The 18,404-nt window shown below is 68.2% G+C and carries 19 protein-coding genes and 1 tRNA gene; 9 read left to right on the forward strand and 11 right to left on the reverse strand.

Annotation, left to right across the window (positions count from 1 at the left end; translation table 11 throughout):
• Positions 1-207: 207 nt before the first annotated feature.
• The 4 genes from ABZZ22_RS24855 to nth are packed head-to-tail and all read right to left on the reverse strand — an operon-like array spanning position 208 to position 3,450.
• The gene (locus ABZZ22_RS24855) at positions 208-1,386 is read right to left on the reverse strand and encodes a MarP family serine protease (protein WP_354937470.1); all 1,179 of its coding nucleotides are present in this window, start codon (positions 1,384-1,386) and stop codon (positions 208-210) included.
• Entirely contained in the window at positions 1,383-2,081 is a 699-nt protein-coding gene (locus ABZZ22_RS24860; protein WP_354937473.1) for a CoA pyrophosphatase, read from the reverse strand. The genes ABZZ22_RS24855 and ABZZ22_RS24860 overlap by 4 nt, the downstream gene beginning before the upstream one ends.
• Positions 2,078-2,680 carry a TlpA disulfide reductase family protein gene (locus ABZZ22_RS24865; RefSeq protein ID WP_354937476.1) on the reverse strand — a complete coding sequence of 201 codons (603 nt, stop codon included), beginning with the start codon at positions 2,678-2,680 and terminating at the stop codon, positions 2,078-2,080. Before ABZZ22_RS24865 ends, ABZZ22_RS24860 begins: the two co-directional genes overlap by 4 nt.
• Positions 2,681-2,733: 53 nt before the next feature.
• Positions 2,734-3,450: an endonuclease III gene (gene nth / locus ABZZ22_RS24870; protein ID WP_292649712.1), complete on the reverse strand. Its 717-nt coding sequence runs from the start codon at positions 3,448-3,450 to the stop codon at positions 2,734-2,736.
• 187 nt (positions 3,451-3,637) lie between these two features.
• Here nth and ABZZ22_RS24875 point away from each other — a divergent pair, with 187 nt between their 5' ends.
• The 3 genes from ABZZ22_RS24875 (at position 3,638) to ABZZ22_RS24885 (ending at position 7,598) form a co-directional block, all read left to right on the forward strand.
• Positions 3,638-4,315: a Crp/Fnr family transcriptional regulator gene (locus ABZZ22_RS24875; RefSeq protein ID WP_008356269.1), complete on the forward strand. Its 678-nt coding sequence runs from the start codon at positions 3,638-3,640 to the stop codon at positions 4,313-4,315.
• Between the two features lie 183 nt (positions 4,316-4,498).
• The gene (locus ABZZ22_RS24880; protein ID WP_354937480.1) at positions 4,499-5,002 is read left to right on the forward strand and encodes a SigE family RNA polymerase sigma factor; all 504 of its coding nucleotides are present in this window, start codon (positions 4,499-4,501) and stop codon (positions 5,000-5,002) included.
• A complete protein-coding gene (locus tag ABZZ22_RS24885; protein ID WP_354937483.1) occupies positions 4,995-7,598 on the forward strand; it encodes a hypothetical protein in 2,604 nt (867 codons plus the stop codon). Before ABZZ22_RS24880 ends, ABZZ22_RS24885 begins: the two co-directional genes overlap by 8 nt.
• Here the strand turns inward: ABZZ22_RS24885 and ABZZ22_RS24890 are convergent.
• From ABZZ22_RS24890 to ABZZ22_RS24910, 5 genes are all read right to left on the reverse strand, one after another.
• A complete protein-coding gene (locus ABZZ22_RS24890; RefSeq protein ID WP_354937486.1) occupies positions 7,592-8,188 on the reverse strand; it encodes a YdeI/OmpD-associated family protein in 597 nt (198 codons plus the stop codon). The two genes, ABZZ22_RS24885 and ABZZ22_RS24890, sit on opposite strands and share 7 nt — an antisense overlap.
• A gap of 17 nt (positions 8,189-8,205) precedes the next feature.
• The gene (locus tag ABZZ22_RS24895) at positions 8,206-9,000 is read right to left on the reverse strand and encodes an MBL fold metallo-hydrolase (RefSeq protein WP_354937489.1); all 795 of its coding nucleotides are present in this window, start codon (positions 8,998-9,000) and stop codon (positions 8,206-8,208) included.
• Complete coding sequence (locus tag ABZZ22_RS24900) at positions 8,997-9,872, reverse strand: NUDIX hydrolase (RefSeq protein WP_354937492.1); 876 nt, start codon at positions 9,870-9,872, stop codon at positions 8,997-8,999. Before ABZZ22_RS24900 ends, ABZZ22_RS24895 begins: the two co-directional genes overlap by 4 nt.
• A gap of 62 nt (positions 9,873-9,934) precedes the next feature.
• A complete protein-coding gene (locus ABZZ22_RS24905; protein WP_354937495.1) occupies positions 9,935-10,393 on the reverse strand; it encodes a RidA family protein in 459 nt (152 codons plus the stop codon).
• The gene (locus ABZZ22_RS24910; protein WP_179660769.1) at positions 10,390-10,545 is read right to left on the reverse strand and encodes a DUF4177 domain-containing protein; all 156 of its coding nucleotides are present in this window, start codon (positions 10,543-10,545) and stop codon (positions 10,390-10,392) included. Before ABZZ22_RS24910 ends, ABZZ22_RS24905 begins: the two co-directional genes overlap by 4 nt.
• A gap of 90 nt (positions 10,546-10,635) precedes the next feature.
• Between ABZZ22_RS24910 and ABZZ22_RS24915 the strand changes: the two genes are divergently transcribed.
• The 3 genes from ABZZ22_RS24915 (at position 10,636) to ABZZ22_RS24925 (ending at position 13,703) form a co-directional block, all read left to right on the forward strand.
• A complete protein-coding gene (locus ABZZ22_RS24915; RefSeq protein WP_354937498.1) occupies positions 10,636-11,451 on the forward strand; it encodes a maleylpyruvate isomerase family mycothiol-dependent enzyme in 816 nt (271 codons plus the stop codon).
• Positions 11,452-11,523: 72 nt separating this feature from the next.
• On the forward strand, positions 11,524-12,540 hold the full coding sequence (locus tag ABZZ22_RS24920; RefSeq protein ID WP_354937501.1) for an ArsA-related P-loop ATPase: 1,017 nt from the start codon (positions 11,524-11,526) through the stop codon (positions 12,538-12,540).
• On the forward strand, positions 12,537-13,703 hold the full coding sequence (locus ABZZ22_RS24925; RefSeq protein ID WP_354937504.1) for an ArsA family ATPase: 1,167 nt from the start codon (positions 12,537-12,539) through the stop codon (positions 13,701-13,703). Before ABZZ22_RS24920 ends, ABZZ22_RS24925 begins: the two co-directional genes overlap by 4 nt.
• 77 nt (positions 13,704-13,780) lie before the next feature.
• Here ABZZ22_RS24925 and ABZZ22_RS24930 read toward each other — a convergent pair whose 3' ends face one another.
• Positions 13,781-14,056, reverse strand: a complete 276-nt coding sequence (locus tag ABZZ22_RS24930) for a WhiB family transcriptional regulator (RefSeq protein ID WP_179660765.1) — start codon at positions 14,054-14,056, stop codon at positions 13,781-13,783.
• A gap of 226 nt (positions 14,057-14,282) precedes the next feature.
• Between ABZZ22_RS24930 and ABZZ22_RS24935 the strand changes: the two genes are divergently transcribed.
• On the forward strand, positions 14,283-16,676 hold the full coding sequence (locus tag ABZZ22_RS24935; protein ID WP_354937507.1) for a penicillin-binding protein: 2,394 nt from the start codon (positions 14,283-14,285) through the stop codon (positions 16,674-16,676).
• Between the two features lie 69 nt (positions 16,677-16,745).
• Here ABZZ22_RS24935 and ABZZ22_RS24940 read toward each other — a convergent pair whose 3' ends face one another.
• Positions 16,746-17,204, reverse strand: coding sequence for a GatB/YqeY domain-containing protein (locus ABZZ22_RS24940; RefSeq protein WP_354937510.1), 459 nt, complete (start codon positions 17,202-17,204; stop codon positions 16,746-16,748).
• 26 nt (positions 17,205-17,230) lie between these two features.
• On the opposite strand from ABZZ22_RS24940, the gene ABZZ22_RS24945 reads away from it, so the two are divergent.
• Positions 17,231-18,163 (forward strand): metallophosphoesterase, encoded by a 933-nt coding sequence (locus tag ABZZ22_RS24945; RefSeq protein WP_354937513.1) that lies wholly within the window; start codon positions 17,231-17,233, stop codon positions 18,161-18,163.
• Positions 18,164-18,235: 72 nt separating this feature from the next.
• Positions 18,236-18,309 (forward strand) — tRNA-Pro (locus ABZZ22_RS24950).
• Positions 18,310-18,404: the final 95 nt, after the last annotated feature.

An 18,404-nucleotide genomic window follows, 5' to 3' on the forward strand; every position in this document is an offset into this window, starting at 1 on the left:
GGATCGCGGTCCGGGGCCGCACTTCCTCGAGCTGCGCCAGCAGCCGGTCCACGTAGTGGATGTCCTCGGGGCCCTGCACCTTCGGCACCATCACGACGTCGAGCTTGTCGGCGACGAAACTCTAGTTTCGTCGCCCACAACTACAGATTCGACGTCCAGAACTACCGACTCGGCCCGCCACTTCTACCGACTCGGCGGGGGTGGGCTTCAGCCGGCGCAGGCTCCGGTGTCGACAGCGGCGGTCTGGGAACGCGCCGCGCGGGCGATCTCGATGACCTGGTCGGTCGTGAGGGCGTAGCCGGTCTCGGAGTCGGTGACCGAGGCGGCGAAGACGACGCCGACGACGTCACCCTCGGAGTCGACGATGGGGCCGCCGGAGTTGCCGGGACGGATGAGGCTGCGCACGGAGTAGACGTCTCGGATGACGGTGCCGACGCCGTAGATGTCGGGCGAGCGGAGGCGCTGCTCGGCGCGGATACGGCCGGGCTGTACGTCGAAGGGGCCGTCCTGCGGGTAGCCCAGGACCGCGATCGGGTCCTCGGCGGCGGCAGTGCTGTCGAACTCGAGGCGCTCGAGGTTGCCGCCACCCTTGAACTTAAGGACCGCGATGTCGATCTCGGGGTCGTAGTGGACGACCTTGGCGTCGTTGGCTCCGTCACCGACGATCACGTTGGGGTCGTCGACACCGGCGACGACGTGGGCGTTGGTCATCAGATAGCCGCGACCGATCACGAACCCGGTGCCCTCGACACCCTTGCCGCACTCGTTGGCACCGCGGATCTTGAGGACCGACTCCCCCGCACGCACGACATCGGGGTCGGTGAGCATGCGGCGCGGGCCCGGTCCGACCTCGACGATCCGCTCACGGGCGAACGGCTCCAGGTAGCGCGGGAAGAACGAGGTGCCGACGACGTCGTTGAAGGCGCTCAGCGCCCGGTCGGCGGGCGACGGCATGATCGAGTCGACCTTGGCCAGGATCGCCGACCCGCGCACCGCCGGGGTCAGCCCGTTGATCTGGGCCCCCGAGACCGCGACACCGAGCGCCCAGGCGACGACGAGCACGGCGGCCGCGCTCAGCAGCGCCCCACCGAGCGCATCGACGATCCGGGCGGGTTGCCAGGTGATCTCGTCCCGCACACGTACGCCGCCGTATTGCAGCACCGCCTGCCCGATGGACGCGCACGCGATCACGACGAACAGAGCGCCGAGCGAGACCCACAACGACGGAGCCGCGCTGCCGAGCACCTTCGGCGCCAGCCAGATGCCGATGAAGCCACCGAGCAGCAGTCCACCGGTCGCGAAGGCGCCGGTGATGAAGCCCTGCCAATAGCCTGAGAGCGCGTAGGCCGCGACGAGAATGATCAGGATCCAGTCAAGAAAATTCACGGCCGATTCCGTTCGCGTCCCTGAAACATGTATTCGGGCAACTCCTTGATCGGGGCGTCCGGAATCTCCGTGATCCACCCGAGATAGGTGAAGAAGCGGCTGATGATCCCGCCGGTGAAGCCCCAGAGGATGACATCCTTCTCCGGTCCGATCAAGAATGCAGGCATCAGCCAACCGCTGCGCCCCGGCGCGCCCACCTGGATCTGGTGTGCCGGGTCCATGAGATCCGACAGCGGCACCCGATAGACGGCATGCACCTCCTCGAGCGAACGCGCCGTGACCGGTGACGGCTCTCGCCACCACGCGATGATCGGCACCACCGCATGGTTGGAGAACGGGATCCACAGCGCCGGAAGCCTGCCGGCGACATCGACCCCGGTCGGGTCGAGCCCGGTCTCCTCCCAGGCCTCTCGAAGTGCGGCCTCCTCGGCGGTCTCGCCGGGGTCGAGGCGGCCACCGGGGAACGAGACCTGCCCGGGATGGGAACGCATCGTGTGCGACCGCTCGGTCAGCAACAGGTCGGGCCCTTCAGAGCCCTCGCCGAAGAGCATCAGCACCGCCGACTCGCGCGCGCTGCCGTCCTCCGGCGGCAGGAACTGAGAGATGTCCTCACCCCGGATCTGCTGCGCCGCCTCGACGATCTCGTCGAACCACTCCGGTCGCAGGTTGTTCAGAGGGTCCGCTCGCTCGCTCACAGCGTGATCCCCAGCTTCTGCTCGACGAGCTCCTTGACCTGGTCCTCGCTGGTCATGCCGCCCATCTGCAGCAGCTTCACCTCGCCGGAGGAGGACAAGACGTACGTCGTCGGCACCGCTCTCGCGGTGAGCGACCCGCCCTGCAGCTCGCCGCCGGGATCGGCGTACATCGGAAAGGTCACCCCTCGCGAGATCGCCTCCTCCAGCGCGACCCCGGGCACGGTGTCCATGACGTCGATGCCGATCACCGGCACCTCGTCGCCGTAGGTCTCGTGGAAGTTCTGCAGCGCAGGCATCTCCTCCTTGCAGGGAGCACAGAAGCCCTGGAAGAGGTTGATCACCATCGGGCCCTCGAAGGAGGCCAGAGCGACCGACTCGCCACCGCCGAGACACGGCAGCTCGATCGATGGCAGGCCGCCGTCGCTCGCCGACCCGGCGCGACAATCCTCCACCTTCGAGGCCTTCTTGGCCGCGACCATCTTCGCGGTGGCGACGTCGACGTCAGAAGAGGACGTCGCGTCGCCGAGCGGCGCGCCCGACTGCCCGCCGCCGGCCGGCGAATCGGCGCCGCAGCCGGTCAGCCCTGCAAGCACGGCCACGAGCAGAGCGCTCACTGTCGCGGCCCGGGCTCTGCCCCCAAGGACACGAACCATCAGTTGCGGCCCTCCGTGCGGACCAGCTTCGCCGCGGCGACCGGGTCGGTCGGACCCTCCCCGTACGCCGGGCACAGCTGTGCCACCGGGCAGGCGCCGCATGCCGGCTTCTGGGCGTGACAGATCCGCCGCCCGTGCCAGATCACGTGGTGGGAGAGCATCGTCCAGTCCCGCTTCTCGAAAAGCTCACCGACCGCGTGCTCGACCTTGACCGGATCCTTCTCGGTCGTCCATCCGAAGCGACGCGAGAGCCGCCCGAAGTGTGTGTCGACGGTGATCCCCGGCTTGCCGAAGGCATTGCCGAGCACCACGTTGGCGGTCTTGCGCCCGACGCCGGGCAGCTTCACCAGCTGCTCGAGACGGGAGGGCACCTCCCCGTCGTACTCCTCCACCAGGACCGCGCTCAGCTTCAGCAGAGCCTCGGTCTTGGCACGGAAGAAGCCGAGCGGCCCGACGAGCTGCTCCAGGTGCTCCCGGGGCGCGGCGGCCATCTCCTTCGCGGACGGGTAGGCCGCGAAGAGCGCCGGCGAGGCCAGGTTGACCCGCTTGTCGGTGGTCTGCGCGCTCAGCACGGTCACGACCAGACACTCGAACGGGTTGGTGAAGTCGAGCTCGGCCTTCGCATCCGGGTAGGTCTCGCCGAGAATTCGGTCGATTCGACGGGCACGACGCACCAGACCCAGGCGCGTCTCAGTCGCAAACTTCTGGGCAGGCACGCAGCAAGGCTACGCGGCCCCACCGACAATCCCGATCTGGCCCAGCAGACGGCTAGCACAGATACCGCCCTATACATGCTCTTTCTGCCCTTATCGGTGGGTGATGTGCACTTGTGAGACGTTCCACAGATAGGATTCCCGATGTAATACCCGCGGATGTGGGGAAAATCCAGGAGGAATGGCCGCAATGGACAACGACGTACTCCGTCAGGCACCGCTCTTCAGCGCACTCGATGACGAGTCGATGACGGCCCTGCACGCCTCGATGGCAGAGTCCAAGCTCCGCCGCGGAGAGGTGCTCTTTCACGAGGGCGACTCCGGCGACAAGCTGTACGTCGTGATCGACGGCAAGGTGAAGCTCGGCCGCACCTCGTCCGACGGCCGCGAGAACCTGCTCGCCATCATGGGCCCGGGCCAGATGTTCGGCGAGCTCTCCCTCTTCGACCCCGGCCCCCGCTCGGCCACCGTCACCGCGGTCACCGACTCCGCCTTCGCGAGCCTGTCGCACGAAGACCTCCTCAAGTGGCTCGAGGGCCGCCCGGTCGTCGCCCGCGGCCTGCTCGCCCAGCTGGCCGGCCGACTCCGCAAGGCCAACGACGTCGTCGCCGACCTCGTCTTCTCCGACGTCCCCGGCCGCGTGGCGAAGGCCCTGCTCGACCTCGCCGACCGTTTCGGCCGCACCGCCGACGACGGCGTCCACGTCCACCACGACCTCACCCAGGAGGAGCTCGCCCAGCTCGTCGGCGCCTCCCGTGAGACCGTCAACAAGGCCCTGGCCGACTTCGCCAGCCGCGGCTGGCTCCGCCTCGAGCCCCGCTCGGTCGTGATCATGGACATTGAGCGCATGGCCCGCCGCGCCCGCTGATCAGGACGCCCGGAGTACGCACCTGGCCGCGTTGTCGTCGGTCGCCGACCCGCTCCGCTCAAAGGTCGGCTCCCTCCTCCGCCTTGCCAGGCACGCACTCCGAACGCCCTGATTCTTTACCTTCCAACAGGCACCCGGCCTCCTCTCATCCGGCGTAGTAGCCGGTGAAAGGAGGCCGGGTCTTTGTTCTCCCCCACAGACGCCGGCCGCGAAGCGTTCGACCATTTCGTACGCTCCCGCGTCCCGGCGCTCTCGCGCACCGCATACCTGCTGACCGGCGACGCGCACCTCGCCGAGGACCTCGTCCAGCAGGCACTTCTGCTCGCCGCGAAGTCCTGGCATCGCATCCAGGGCGACCCCGAGCCGTACGTCCGCCGCATCCTCTACACCCAGAACGTCTCCTGGTGGCGCCGCCGGCGTCTGGTCGAGACCCCGACCGAGACGTACGAGACGTCGGCTGCCGCCCCTGCTGACACCGAGCTGCGGCTCAGCCTCGACGCCGCGCTCGCGCAGCTCACGGCCCGCCAGCGCACGATCCTCGTGCTTCGCTTCTTCGAAGACCTCACCGAGGTCCAGACCGCCCATGTTCTCGGAATCCACTCCGGCACGGTCAAGTCCACCACCCGCAAGGCCCTCGCGCGCCTGCGTGTCCTCGCGCCTCACCTCGAGGAGCTCCTCCATGACTGACCAGCAGCTCCGCGAGGAGCTCCACCGCATCGCTGAGCAAGCCCCCGAGGCGTACGTCCCAACTGACACCTTCGCTCGCGGCCGCCGCGCCCATCGCCGCTCGGTCGTCATCACCATCGGTGCGATCTCGGCCGCCATCGCTCTCATCGCCGGCTCCGTCGCCTTCACTCAGCAGCGCGACTCGGCCGACGTCCACCCCGCCCGAGGCGACACCGACCTCGCCGTCCCCGACACCATCTATGCGACGCCGACGTGGCTGGCCGAGACGGAAGACGGCCACTATGCCAACGTCGGGAAGCTGGAACACGACCTGGCCATCGGCACGGGTGCGATCGCGTACGTCCAACCGGCTCAGGACTCGAACGGAGCCGTCGCGGTCGTCATCGATGCCGACGACGGCGACTACCACCCGCTCGCACTCCCAGACTTCATCGGCCTCGATCCCTACTGGAGTGACTCCTCCGGCGACGACGGCGGGCGCCGCCCACTTGCCCTCTCACCGGACGGAACCCAGCTGGCGTGGTCCTGGGGTCTGGGTCGAGACGCGGCGACCGACAGCCAGCACGTCTCGGGCGGCGTACGCATCGCCGACCTGACCACCGGCGAAGTCTTCGAGTGGGACCTCAGCGACGACGCGAGCACCTACGTCACGGGCGTGGAGTGGTCCGAGGGCGGCAGGCAGCTGCTCTGGACCGGGCTCAAGATGGACCGCTGGCACTCCGAGGGGTACGTCCCGGGTGATGTCGTCACGGGCGTCATCACCCACGCGTCGGCCGAGGTGACCACCTACACCGGCGAGATCGGCGACGCGACAGACCTCGGCCTCTGGGCGGTCTCCGACGAGGGGACGATCGCCTTCAACGGCACCCCCGATGACGAACTACATGTCCAATCCGCCGAGGGGGAGCTCACCGCTCTGCCGTTCCCCGAAAAGGCTTCCGCCTACGCGCCGATCATGTTCCACGGCTCTGACCTCTACATCAACTCGGACGACGGGCTCGTCCCCGTGGACGGCGACGGCCAGACCTACGCCACCCCCTCCGATGGCATGTGGCGGCCAGTCGGTTGGTCGGGAGACGCGCCGCTGCTCAAACTCTACGGCGCCGACAACGTCTACTTCGGTCAGGTCTGGAACTTCGGTGACAAGGCAGCGGACGAGGTCGCCGGCGGGAACTCGCTGATCGCACTCGACGGCAGTGCCGGGATGGTTGCGGACACGGCGAGCATCGCATTCGACCTCATCGACGCCGGCTCGATCAAGCACCCGACGGTGCATCGGAGCAAGCCGTTCTTCTGGCCCCCGTGGATCGGCACGGCGGTGTTCTGGCTGGTCGCTGCACTCGTGGTGGTCATCCTCTGGCGGCGAGCAAGACACATGCTCCTGGTCGTCGCCGTCCTCGCTGCTCTGCTGGTCCTCGTGGGCGCTCTCTTCCTCATCGATACGACCGCAGTATTGTCGCGCGGCGACACCGTGGAGGGATCAGGCGGCACGATCGAGATCGAGGCGCAAGGTGATTCGGGCGTACCGAGTCGCGCTGCGATTCCCACCCAGATCCGCTGGAACGACCCGTACCAGGAGGGCGCTCCCAACGTGCCCGTCACCACCTCGTTCGACGTCGGCCGGGCTGTCGCCGCCTTCGAGGATCCTTACAGCCGGGAACGGATCCAAGCCGTGGTGATCACAGCGGCAGGCAGTTACCACAGGCTCGCCCTGCCGGACAGCGACGGGACCCGAGTGCTCTCCGACGAACCGACCGTGGAACTGTCACCCGACGGTGCTCGACTCGCGTATTCGACGTGGACGGGGCCCGATGGAAGTCGCGTCAACATCGTCAACCTGCTCTCAGGGGATGTCGACACCTTCGTTCTCGGGATCACCGGCAATCACAACCGGGTGAGGAGCCTTGCCTGGTCCCCAGATTCCACCTGGCTGGTGTGGTCCAGCGCGTCGGGAGAGTCCGAGGATGCGGGGAGGATCAACATCTCGGACGGCACGAGCCAACGCCTTCCTGCTGGCTCCTGGACCAACGCGGGCATCTCCGCCGACGGCACGGTCGGGATGCGTTCGAACGACCGTACGCGGGTATGGCCGGGCTATGAAGGTGGCCTTCCGGGAGACGAGTCCACCACGGTCTCGACCTGGGTCGGACCCACGATCGGCGACGACGGTCCGAGCATCGGATCGATCGGCTTCACCCGCACACGCACCGTGCTCAGCCTCGGCCGGAAGCCTTCAGTTCACAGCGTCGATGTCGACGGTCGGACGTTCGAAGGCGTCGCCGGCTGGGACATCCATGGCACGGCGTTGATCGTGACCAGGAATGCGGACGACAGGGATCTTCGTACGGTCGCCTCCGATGGGTCGACCGAGATCGTCGCGCACATCGACATCGGCGTGCAGAACCTGTCCGTCGCAACGTCTTTGTCCCCTGACGTCGTGGTCTCGGTTCCGGATACCGAATGGGCGAATCGCAGCCCGATCCTCTGGCTACCGCCTGTCGGCGCCATCGGTGCAGTCGTGACCGGCTTCCTCATCTGGGGACACGTCAGGCGAAGGAAGGCCGAGATGCCTTCGCCCGCCAGACGGGGCTACTGAGGCCGGCGCTTCTGTGGATGGATCGTCTCGTGACGAGCGAGTATCGCGACGTACTCCTCGATCTTGCGTGCCCGCGCGGCCTCAGTCTTCAGCGTGATGATGCGGTGATAGAGGGCAAAGCGGTTCTGCGAGGTGAGGACGTCGTACATCGCCTGCGCCTCGGGCACCGCGGCGATCGCGGCGAGGAGGTCTGGCGGGGTCTCGGCGGTCGCCGGACCGGCGTACGCAGCCTCCCACCGCCCGTCCGCCTTCGCCGCCGCCACGGCGGCCCGCCCGGCGGCGGTCATCCGACCCTCGCGCTCGAGACGGTCGATGTGCTCGACGTTCCTCTGTGACCAGCGGCTCTTCGGGCCACGCGGGGTGAACCGCTGGAACGACGACTGCTCGTCGCGCCGCCGGGCCTGGCCGTCGATCCAGCCGAAGCAGAGCGCCTCATCGAGCGCGGTCTGCCAGGTCAACGTGGTCAGCGTGCCGCCCTTCTTGGTCAGCACCAGCCAGACCGCGGGCGTGTCGACATGGTGCTCCTCCAGCCAGGCCCGCCACGCGGGCGGGTCGGGAAGAAGGAGCTCGACTCCGGACAGGATCGCCATGAGCCGAACAGTAGGCCTCAGCGCTCGGCGAGGTAAGCCAATTGCGCTCGTACCGAGAGCTCGGCGGCACCCCACAGGACCTGGTCGACGTCGGCGTACACGATCTCGACGATCGCCCGCGGAACCGCATCGGCCGGCGTGACACCGAGCCCGGAGAGAGCTTCCTCGACCTGGCCGAGACGCTCGCGGCGGTGGGAGATGTAGTGGTCGAGTGCGCCGAGGGCGTTCCCGATGACCGGGCCGTGACCAGGCCATACGTTGCCGACCCCGTGCTCGGAGGCCAGCGCGTGCAGGCGGTCCAACGAGTCCAGATAGGCGCCGAGCTCACCGTCGGGATGGGCGACCACGGTCGTGCCTCGCCCCAGGACGGTGTCCCCGGTCAGCACCGCTCCGTCGGCCGGGAGCCAGAAGGAGAGCGAGTCCGCGGTGTGCCCGGGAGTGCCGACGACGCGGATCTCCAGGCCGTCGACCTCGATGACGTCACCGTCGCCGAGCCCCTCGGTCCCGAGCCGGTATTCAGGATCAAGAGCGCGTACGCCGGCTCCGACCCGTTCCGCGAAGGCCCGGGCCGCCTCGGAGTGGTCGTAGTGATGATGAGTCAGCAGGACCGTGGACACCTCGCCGGCCGCCTCCGCGACGGCATCGAGATGACCCTCATCGAGAGGTCCGGGGTCGATCACGACCGACCGGCGCGCGCCCGGCTCGCGCAGCACCCAGGTGTTGGTGCCGTCGAGCGACATGATCCCCGGGTTGGGCGCGAGGATGCACTGCCCACGTTCACCGAAGACCCCGCCTGACCAGGAGTCGCTCATGAGCGCCTCCGTCCGGACATCAGCTTCTCGTGCATCGGCATCATCGACAGGGTGTGGCCGCCGTCGGTCGCGGTGACCGCCGGGGTGAACATCGTCAGCGTCCGTCCGGCGGCGTCGGCGAGCACCTCGTCCTCCGACCCGATCGAGGCGACCTCGAGGCAGTTGAGGTAGGTCGGCGGCATCATCGCCAGCTCGCCGGCCTCGACCTGGGCAGCCGCCTCGTCGACCCCCAGCCAGAGCACCGAGGAGGACTCCGTCGAGACGTCGCGGGTGACCTGCCCTTCGGGCAGCCGCGCGACGAAGAACCAGGTCGCGAAGCGCTTCGGCTCGAAGATGGGCGTCGTCCAGGCGGCCCACGGCGCCAGCAGATCCGTACGCAGCACCAGCCCGCGTCGGGTCAGCAGGTCGGTCAACGACAGCGAGCGCGACTCCAGTGCGGCCCGGTCGGCCTCCCACTCGTCGCCCGAGACGTCGTCGACGACGGCGTCTCCCGACGCCCCCGCGAGCAGCACACCGCACTCCTCGAAGGTCTCTCGCACCGCCGCGGCGACCAGCGCTCGCGCTGGGGACTCCTCGACCCCGAGCCGGCGCGCCCACTCACCCGCCGACGGCCCGGACCAGCACGAGTCGGGCAGCTCGTCGTCGCGTACGTCCACGCCGCCGCCGGGAAAGACCGCCATCCCGGCAGCGAAACCCATCGTCAGCTGCCGACGGAGGAGGTAGACCTCGGGAGTGCCCTTCGGACCAGGCCGCAGCAGCATCACCGTCGCGGCGTCGCGCGGCTCGACCGGGGTGCGTACGCCCTCGGCGTACTCCCCGGCCAACGCCACGACGTCGTCACCAAGCCGGACTGGGGGGATCGGGATGCGCACGTTCGTCACTGTAGCGACGCGCACGCCAGCCTCCCACCCCCATCTGAGCCTCAGTTCAAGGCTCAGATCTCGACGATGATCTCCACCTCGACGGGGGCGTCGAGCGGCAGGACCGACACACCGACGGCGGAGCGGGTGTGGCGTCCGGCGTCACCGAAGACCTTGCCGAGCAGCTCAGAGGCACCGTTGGCGATGCTCGGCTGAGCGGTGAAGTCAGGGGTCGAGGCTACGAAGCAGGTCACCTTGACGACCCGCTTGACCAGCGACAGGTCGCCGATCTCGGCCTTCACCGCAGCGAGGGCGTTGAGCGCACACTGCTGCGCAGCGGCGATGCCCTCCTCGGGCGAGACCTCGCCACCGAGCTTGCCGGTCGACAGCAGGGCGCCGTCCTTCATCGGAAGCTGGCCCGAGGTGAAGACGTGATCACCGGTGCGGAGCGACGGGATGTAGGCCGCCACCGGGGGCACCACCTCCGGAACGCTCAGCCCGAGCTCGGCGAGGACCTCCTCCGGGCCACTCACGCCGAGACCTCCCGCTTGAAGAAGCCGACGTAGTTGCCGGTGCCGTTGTCGATGATGGAGACGAGCTCCCAGCCATCGGCACCGAAGTTGTTGAGGATCTGCGCCGCCGCGTGGTTGAGGATCGGCGCTACCTGGTACTCCCACTTGGTCATGTCGGCACCCTACTTCCCGGACCGGCGGACCGGCTTCCCGGCGACATGGTTTGACCTTCCAACCGACGGCCCGCCCACTAGGGTCGACCCGTGACTTCGACAGAGCAGCTGCAGACGTACGTCGACACCTGGTGGTCCTCGGTCCAGGACCTCCTCGCGCTCCTGGAGGAGCTCTCCGAGCCCGACTGGGGCCTGGCCACCGACCTGCCCGGCTGGGACGTACGCGCCATCGCCTCTCACGTCGCACACCTCGAGGGCCTCACCGGCGGCGCGCCCCGCGAGGATGCCGAGGTCCCCGAGTCCGAGCACATCAGGACGCCGATGGGCCAGTTCACCGAGATCGGCGTGCTCACCCGGCGCGATGCCTCGCCGGCGAGCATCATCGACGAGATCCGCCGCTACGCCTCCGTACGCCACGAGGAACTGCTCGCTTCCCCTCCCGAGGACCCTGCGGCGCCGGCGTCCGGCGTCTTCGGTGCGATCGGGTGGACCACCGGAAAGCTGCTCCGCAACCGTCCGCTCGACCTCTGGCTGCACGAGCAGGACATCCGCCGCGCGACCGGTCGTCCGGGCGGCCTCGACACCGCCGGGGCCATCCACACCACCGACTACCTGCTCGAGGGCGTCGGCTTCGTGCTCGCCAAGAAGGCCGGTGGCGCCGCCGGCTCGTCGGTCGTCGTCGAGGTCGAGGGGCACGCTCCGTACGCCTTCACGGTCACCAAGGACGGCAAGGGCGTCCCGCTGGCCAACCCGGTGGCCGACCCGACGGTCACGCTCTCCACCGACCGCGAGACGTATGTCCTCCTGGCCGGTGGCCGCGCCTCCGCCGACCCCTCCAAGGTGACGATCACCGGTGACACCACCCTCGGCACCAAGATCGTCGAGAACCTCAACATCACCCCCTGAGTTGTGAACCCGAGAGTGACCGATAGATCACTCTCAGGTTCACAATCTCCTCAGCCCGGATAAAGTCGGCCCATGAGCTCCGACTGGCCACACGTGCAGCTGCATGTGGTGACCGGCAAGGGCGGCACGGGCAAGTCCACGGTGGCTGCAGCCCTGGCGCTCGGGCTGGCCTCCCATGGCAAGAACGTCCTGCTCTGCGAGGTCGAGGGCCGCCAGGGGGTGGCGCGGATGTTCGATGTCGACCCGCTGCCCTATGCGGAGACCCGGATCGCGACCGGACTGCGGTTGCGGTCGCGATCGGGCGCCGACGCCGAGCCGGGCAACGTCTACGCATTGCACATCGCGCCCGAGGAGGCGCTCCTCGAGTACCTCAAGATGTACTACAAGCTCGGCCCGGCCGGCCGCGCCCTCGACCGCTTCGGCGTCGTCGAGTTCGCCACCACGATCGCGCCCGGAGTGCGGGACGTCCTGCTCACCGGCAAGCTCTTCGAGGCCGTCCAGCGCAACAGCCGCAACAAGGGCGCGCGGACCTACGACGCCATCGTGCTCGACGCTCCCCCGACCGGCCGGATCACCAGCTTCCTCAACGTGTCCGAGTCGGTCGCGGGCCTGGCCAAGGTCGGCCCGATCAAGAACCAGGCCGACACGATGATGACCCTGTTCCGCTCCCGGCGCACTGCGGTCCACCTGGTGACGCTGCTCGAGGAGATGCCGGTCCAGGAGACCGCCGACGGCATCAGCGAGCTGCGCGCCGCCGGGCTCCCGGTCGGCGGCGTCATCGTCAACCAGGTGCGCCCCCGCGACCTCCCCGACGAATCTCTCGCGCCCGCCCTCGCCGGCTCCCTCGACGGCGAGGCCATCGCCGAAGACCTCGAGCGCGCCGGCATCGAACCCGACCCCGCCCTGCTCTCCGCCCTCACCGACGAGGCGAAGGAGTACGCCGAGCGCCGAGCTCTCGAGGACGCCCAGCGTGACCTCGTCGCCGGGCTGGGCGTCCCCACCTACGAGCTCAACCGGATGGCCGGCGGGATCGACATCGGCGGGCTCTACGAGCTCGCTGCCGAGTTGAAGGATCAGGGGCTGGCATGACGTCACATCCACGCGTCGGCCCCCTGGCCGCGCACGGCGACCACACCCGGGCTCTCGAGGTCGACCGGCTCCTCGACGACCTCGACACCCACATCATCGTCTGCTGCGGCAGCGGTGGCGTGGGCAAGACGACCACCTCGGCCGCCCTCGCGCTTCGAGCGGCCGAACGCGGGCGCAAGGTGGTGGTGCTGACGATCGACCCTGCCCGAAGGCTCGCCCAGTCGATGGGCATCGCCCAGCTAGACAACACGCCTCGGACCGTCCCCGGGGTCGGCCCGGGGCGGCTCGACGCGATGATGCTCGACATGAAGCGCACCTTCGACGAGGTGGTCGAGTCCCAGGCCAGCCCGGAGAAGGCGCAGCAGATCCTCAACAACCAGTTCTACATCGCCCTGAGCTCGAGCTTCGCCGGCACGCAGGAATACATGGCGATGGAGAAGCTCGGCCAGCTCTACCGCGACTCCTTCGCCCACAACGGCGGCAACGGCGACTACGACCTGATCGTCGTCGACACACCCCCGAGCCGGAGCGCGCTCGACTTCCTCGACGCTCCCGAGCGTCTCTCGAGCTTCCTCGACGGCCGCTTCCTACGCCTGATGCTGGCCCCCACGAAGGGCCCGGTCCGGCTCATGTCGGCCGGGATCAACCTCGTCACCAACGCGCTCAAGAAGGTCCTCGGCGGGCAGATGCTCACCGACCTGCAGACCTTCGTGACCGCACTCGACACCGTCTTCGGTGGCTTCCGGCAGCGGGCCCAGGAGACCTACGCACTGCTTCAGGCCGACGAGACCGCCTTCCTCGTCATCGCGGCGCCCGAGCCCGACGCGCTCCGGGAGGCCGCCTACTTCGTCGAGCGTCTCTCGGGTGACCGGATGCCCCTTCAGGGGCTCGTCGTCAATCGCGCGACCCTGCCCGACGACGCCTCGCTCACCGCCGCCGCGGCCGGGGCGGCAGCGGAGCGGCTCCCGGACGCGCCCCTCACCGCCGGGCTGCTCAGGCTCCACGCCGACCGCGCCCGCCTGGTCGAACGCCAGGATCAGCTGCGCGAGCGCTTCGCCGTTGCCCATCCACAGGTCCCGACCGCCGTCGTGCCGGCGTTGCCCGGCGACGTACACGATCTCGACGGGCTCCGCGAGATCGCCCGACTGCTGGCGCAGGAATGAGTCGAGCCAGGACGTACGCAGGTACGTCCTGGCTCAACCAAGATCTTCAGCGATCCACTCGAGTAGGGGACGAGTGCTCACTCCACGATGGCACGGGTGCGCGCGGCCTCGAGCACCGCACGCCACGAAGCATTGGGGCTGCGACGGAGCAGAGCACGACGCTCACGCTCGGTCATGCCGCCCCAGACACCCCACTCGATCTGGTTGTCGAGCGCCTCGGCCAGGCACTCGGTGCGGACGACGCAGCCGGAGCAGACCATCTTGGCCTTGTTCTGCTCGGCTCCCCGGACGAAGAGCTCGTCGGGCTCGTTCTCACGACATGCAGCCTGCAGCGACCATTCATCAATCCACATTGTGTGCCATCCCTTCGTCGGAGCGCTTCGCCCTCCCCAAATGACGGCGTGAGCGCCCGTGCGGACTAAAGGTTAAAGACCGCAACCTCTCTAGTGACACACCCTTCTGGCCCAAAGTATGTAGCCCGAAATGACTAGGAGGGTCCCAGGGACCCCCTTTGACCCACCTGTGCGGCGCCAACTGCGAATCATGTGCTATTAGCCGCGATCACCTAACATGACCAGCATGTCCTCGCCGTCGCTGCGCCCGCAGACCGTGCTCAAGCACCTCGCCGTCATGTGCGGTGTGGCAGCCGTCCTCGGAGTCGTCGCCGCAGGTCTGGCCATCCCCTTCGCCGGCGTGGCCGGGATCGCGGCCAAAGAGACCGCCGAGAAGATGGACTCGCTGCCGCAGGCCTTCGAGATCGACGAGATGTCTCAGACGACCAAGATCGTCGACCGCAAGGGCAAGCTGATCACGACGCTCTACGACCAGAACCGCGTCTACCGCCCGCTCGACCAGATCTCGTCCAACATGACGAAGGCTCTCCTGGCGATCGAGGACTACCGCTTCTACCAGCACGGTGCGATGGACCTCAAGGGCACTCTGCGCGCGCTGATCACCAACCAGGCCAGCGACTCGGTGCAGGGTGGCTCCTCGATCACCCAGCAGCTGGTGAAGACGACGCTGGTCTACTCCGCGAAGACGGAGGAGGAGCGCAAGGCCGCGATCGAGAAGTCGACGGCCCGCAAGATCCGCGAGCTGCGCTACGCGATCGCGCTGGAGGAGAAGCACTCCAAGGACTGGATCCTCGAGCGCTACCTCAACGCGGCCTACTTCGGCGACGGCGCCTACGGCGTCCAGGCCGCCGCCAAGCACTACTTCAACGTCAACGCCTCCGAGCTCAACTGGCAGCAGTCGGCGATGCTCGCCGGGATGGTGAAGAACCCCACCGGTTACGACCCGACCAACTATCCCGACGCCACCATCGCCCGCCGCAACGTCGTCCTCGACCGGATGGCCGGGCTCAACGTCATCTCCCGCTCCGAGGCGGAGAAGCTCAAGGACGCTGACCTCGGCCTCAACGTCCAGAAGCAGCGCAACGGCTGCCTCGGCTCGTCCGCGGAGTTCTTCTGCGACTACGTGATCAACTGGCTCGTCAAGGACCCCGCATTCGGCGAGACCGAGGCCGATCGGCTGGCGCTGCTCAAGTCGGGGGGCCTGACGATCAAGACGACCCTCGACCAGCGTTTCCAGGATGCCGCCCAGGCGTCGGTCGAGGACCACGTGTACGCGACCGACGACGCGATCGGCGCCCTGGCGATGGTCGAGCCCGGCACCGGACGGGTGCGCGGCCTCGCCCAGTCGCGGCCCATGGGTGACAAGCGGAAGAAGGGCGAGTCCTACCTGAACTACATGGTGCCGACGCAGTACGGCGACTCCGCCGGGTTCCAGGCCGGATCGACGTTCAAGCCGTTCGTGCTCACCGCGGCGATCGAGCAGGGCTTTCCGCTCAAGCAGAAGATCAACTCGCCGGAGAACATCGTCCTCCAGGAGTCGTCGTTCGCCGGCTGCCCCGGAGACGGTAACCGTGTCGGCACGTGGCCGGTCGGAAACTCGACGACGAGTGGGGCCAAGGACGCGTACACCGGCACTCGCGAGTCGGTGAACACTTTCTACGCTCAACTGGAGCAGATCACCGGCCTCTGTGCCCCCTACAAGATGGCCCAGAAGATGGGCATCCAGCTGACCGACCCCAAGGACGAGCGAGTGCCGTCCTTCACCCTCGGCGTCACCAGTGTGAGCCCGCTGGAGATGGCGGAGGCGTACGCCACGTTCGGTGCCCGCGGCAAGCACTGTGACTCGATCCCGGTGAACGAGATCCTCGACGCGAACGACAAGGTGATCAAGAAGTACGAGCCCAAGTGCCAGCAGGTGATGGCCAAGGGCACCGCCGATGCGGTCAACGACATCCTTCGCGGACTGCTCGAAGGCGGATTCGCTAGCAATGAGGCCCTCTCCGTCCCTGCTGCAGGCAAGACGGGAACCATCAACGGCAACCGGGCTGTCTGGTTCATGGGATACACCCCGAAGCTCGCCACGGCCGCCATGATCGCCGGAGCGAACTACGACGGCACCTGGAAGTCCCTCAACGGGCAGGTCGTCGGTGGCTCCTACATCGGCTCGGCCTCTGGTTCCGGGCAGGCTGCCCCGATGTGGGGCGATGCGATGCAGGTGATCGATCAGTACCTCAAGGCACAGGACTTCCACGAGGTCGACCCGCAGGTGATCGCGGGCAACACGGTAGACGTCCCCTGGGTCGGCGGCATGACCGTCGAGAAGGCCACGAAGGTGCTGCGAGGCGCCGGCTTCCAGGTCCAGGTCGGCCCCGAGGCTTACTCCGAGTACGACCGCGGCCTGGTCGCCTTCACCACCCCGTCCGGCGACGCCGCCGAGGGTTCCCCGATCACGATCTACACCTCGCTCGGGCCGGAGCCGAAGCCCGAGAAGAAGCCCGGCAAGAAGCCGGACCAGAAGAAGCCCGAGGACGACGGCGGAGACGACGACAAGCCCGGCAATGGGAAGCCCGCGGCGGCCCAGGAAGGGTCTGACTTTGGCTGGGAGTGGCCGAACGACTGACACCGCGCCCGTCCAACGACTGTGGCCCCTACCGATCCGGTAGGGGCCACAGTCGTTCTCCGGTGCCGCTCAGCCGAGCTGCTTGCGCACCTCTGCGGCGACGGCGCCACCGTCGGCGCGGCCCTTGGTCTGCGGGGTCAGGATGCCCATCACCTTGCCCATGGCGCGCATCCCCTCCTCGGCAGCACCGGTCTGGGCGATGGCCTTGCTGACCAGGTCGGAGATCTCCTCGGCACTCAGCTGAGCGGGAAGGTACTCGGTGATCACCGCGGCCTCCGCGGTCTCCTTCTCGGCCTGCTCGGTGCGGCCACCCTCGGCGAAGGCAGTGGCCGCCTCGCGACGCTTCTTGGCCTCGCGGGTGAGGATCGTGATGATCTCGTCGTCGGTGAGCTCCTTGGCCTCCTTGCCGGCGACCTCGGCCTCGGTGATCGAGGCCATGACCATGCGCAGCGTCCCGGCACGGTCCTTGTCGCGGGCCTTCATCGCAGCGGTCAGATCGGTGCGGAGTCGGTCCTTCAAAGAGCTCATGGAACCGATTGTGGCAGGGTTGAGCCATGCGGCTCGCCTCAGTGATCGGCCCAGTAGTCGGCACAGCACTCGGCACCGGGCTCGCCACCGGCGCGGCCATGACGGCGTACGCCCTGTGGGAGGCCCGTCAGTACACGCTGCGCCGCGTGAGACTGCCCGTGCTTCCGGAGGGCGCGGACCCGCTCCGCGTGCTGCACCTCTCCGACATGCACGTGGTCCCGTCGCAGCACAAGAAGCTCGACTGGATCGCCTCGCTGGCCACGCTGAAGCCGGACCTGGTCGTCGACACGGGTGACAACCTCGCCGACCGGCGGGCGGTGCCGGCGGTCGTCAATGCCCTCGGCACGCTGCTCGACGTGCCCGGCGTCTTCGTGCACGGCTCCAACGACTACTACGAGCCGCGGATGCGCAACCCGATCGGCTACCTGCTGCCGGACAGCGGCAAACGGCGTACGAACGTGCCCGAGCTCCCCTGGCGCGATCTGACCGCGTCCTTCACCAAGTCCGGCTGGCTGGATCTCACCAACTCGCGCTCGTCGTTGACCGTCAAGGGCATCGAGTTCGCCTTCGCCGGGGTCGATGACCCCCACCTCCGCCTCGACGACCTGTCCGCGGTCGCGGGCCCCGCCGACCCATCCGCGGACGTACGCCTCGGGGTCGCGCACGCGCCGTACCTGCGGGTCCTGGACCAGTTCACCGCGGATGGCTACGACGCGATCCTGGCGGGCCACACCCACGGCGGCCAGATCTGTCTGCCCGGCGGGCGGGCGCTCGCGACCAACTGCGATCTCGACCCCGCTCGGGTCCGCGGGCTGCACACGCACACCCACGGTGGGCGGCAGGCTTGGCTGCACGTGTCGGCCGGCCTCGGCACCTCGCCGTACACCCGGATCCGGATCGCCTGCCGCCCCGAGGCCACCCTTCTGACGCTCACTCCGCGCGGGTCATCCCGACAGTAGGGCTCGATTACGGATCCGGGAAGCCTCTGGGCTATGCTCAACTCTCGTTGGACCGTTGATCGGTGCAGCATTCGGGTTGTAGCGCAGCTTGGTAGCGCACCTCGTTCGGGACGAGGGGGCCGCAGGTTCAAATCCTGTCAACCCGACAGTGTGATGTCTCAGGACATCGGCATAACCCGAACCCACTGTTGTGGGTTCGGGTTTATTGCTTTTGGGGGCGGGGTGGTCGTCCGGTGCCGTG

Origin of the sequence: Nocardioides sp. NPDC006273 (assembly GCF_040613495.1) — a bacterium.
Lineage (GTDB): Bacteria > Actinomycetota > Actinomycetes > Propionibacteriales > Nocardioidaceae > Nocardioides.

Excerpts from the sequence above, each read along its gene's own strand:
- ABZZ22_RS24875 (WP_008356269.1), top strand. The coding sequence starts at position 3,638 with ATGGACAACGACGTACTCCGTCAGGCACCGCTCTTCAGCGCACTCGAT.
- ABZZ22_RS24885 (WP_354937483.1), top strand. The coding sequence starts at position 4,995 with ATGACTGACCAGCAGCTCCGCGAGGAGCTCCACCGCATCGCTGAGCAA.
- ABZZ22_RS24890 (WP_354937486.1), bottom strand. The coding sequence starts at position 8,188 with ATGGCGATCCTGTCCGGAGTCGAGCTCCTTCTTCCCGACCCGCCCGCG.
- ABZZ22_RS24895 (WP_354937489.1), bottom strand. The coding sequence starts at position 9,000 with ATGAGCGACTCCTGGTCAGGCGGGGTCTTCGGTGAACGTGGGCAGTGC.
- ABZZ22_RS24910 (WP_179660769.1), bottom strand. The coding sequence starts at position 10,545 with ATGACCAAGTGGGAGTACCAGGTAGCGCCGATCCTCAACCACGCGGCG.
- ABZZ22_RS24920 (WP_354937501.1), top strand. The coding sequence starts at position 11,524 with ATGAGCTCCGACTGGCCACACGTGCAGCTGCATGTGGTGACCGGCAAG.
- ABZZ22_RS24925 (WP_354937504.1), top strand. The coding sequence starts at position 12,537 with ATGACGTCACATCCACGCGTCGGCCCCCTGGCCGCGCACGGCGACCAC.
- ABZZ22_RS24930 (WP_179660765.1), bottom strand. The coding sequence starts at position 14,056 with ATGTGGATTGATGAATGGTCGCTGCAGGCTGCATGTCGTGAGAACGAG.
- ABZZ22_RS24935 (WP_354937507.1), top strand. The coding sequence starts at position 14,283 with ATGTCCTCGCCGTCGCTGCGCCCGCAGACCGTGCTCAAGCACCTCGCC.
- ABZZ22_RS24940 (WP_354937510.1), bottom strand. The coding sequence starts at position 17,204 with ATGAGCTCTTTGAAGGACCGACTCCGCACCGATCTGACCGCTGCGATG.
- ABZZ22_RS24945 (WP_354937513.1), top strand. The coding sequence starts at position 17,231 with ATGCGGCTCGCCTCAGTGATCGGCCCAGTAGTCGGCACAGCACTCGGC.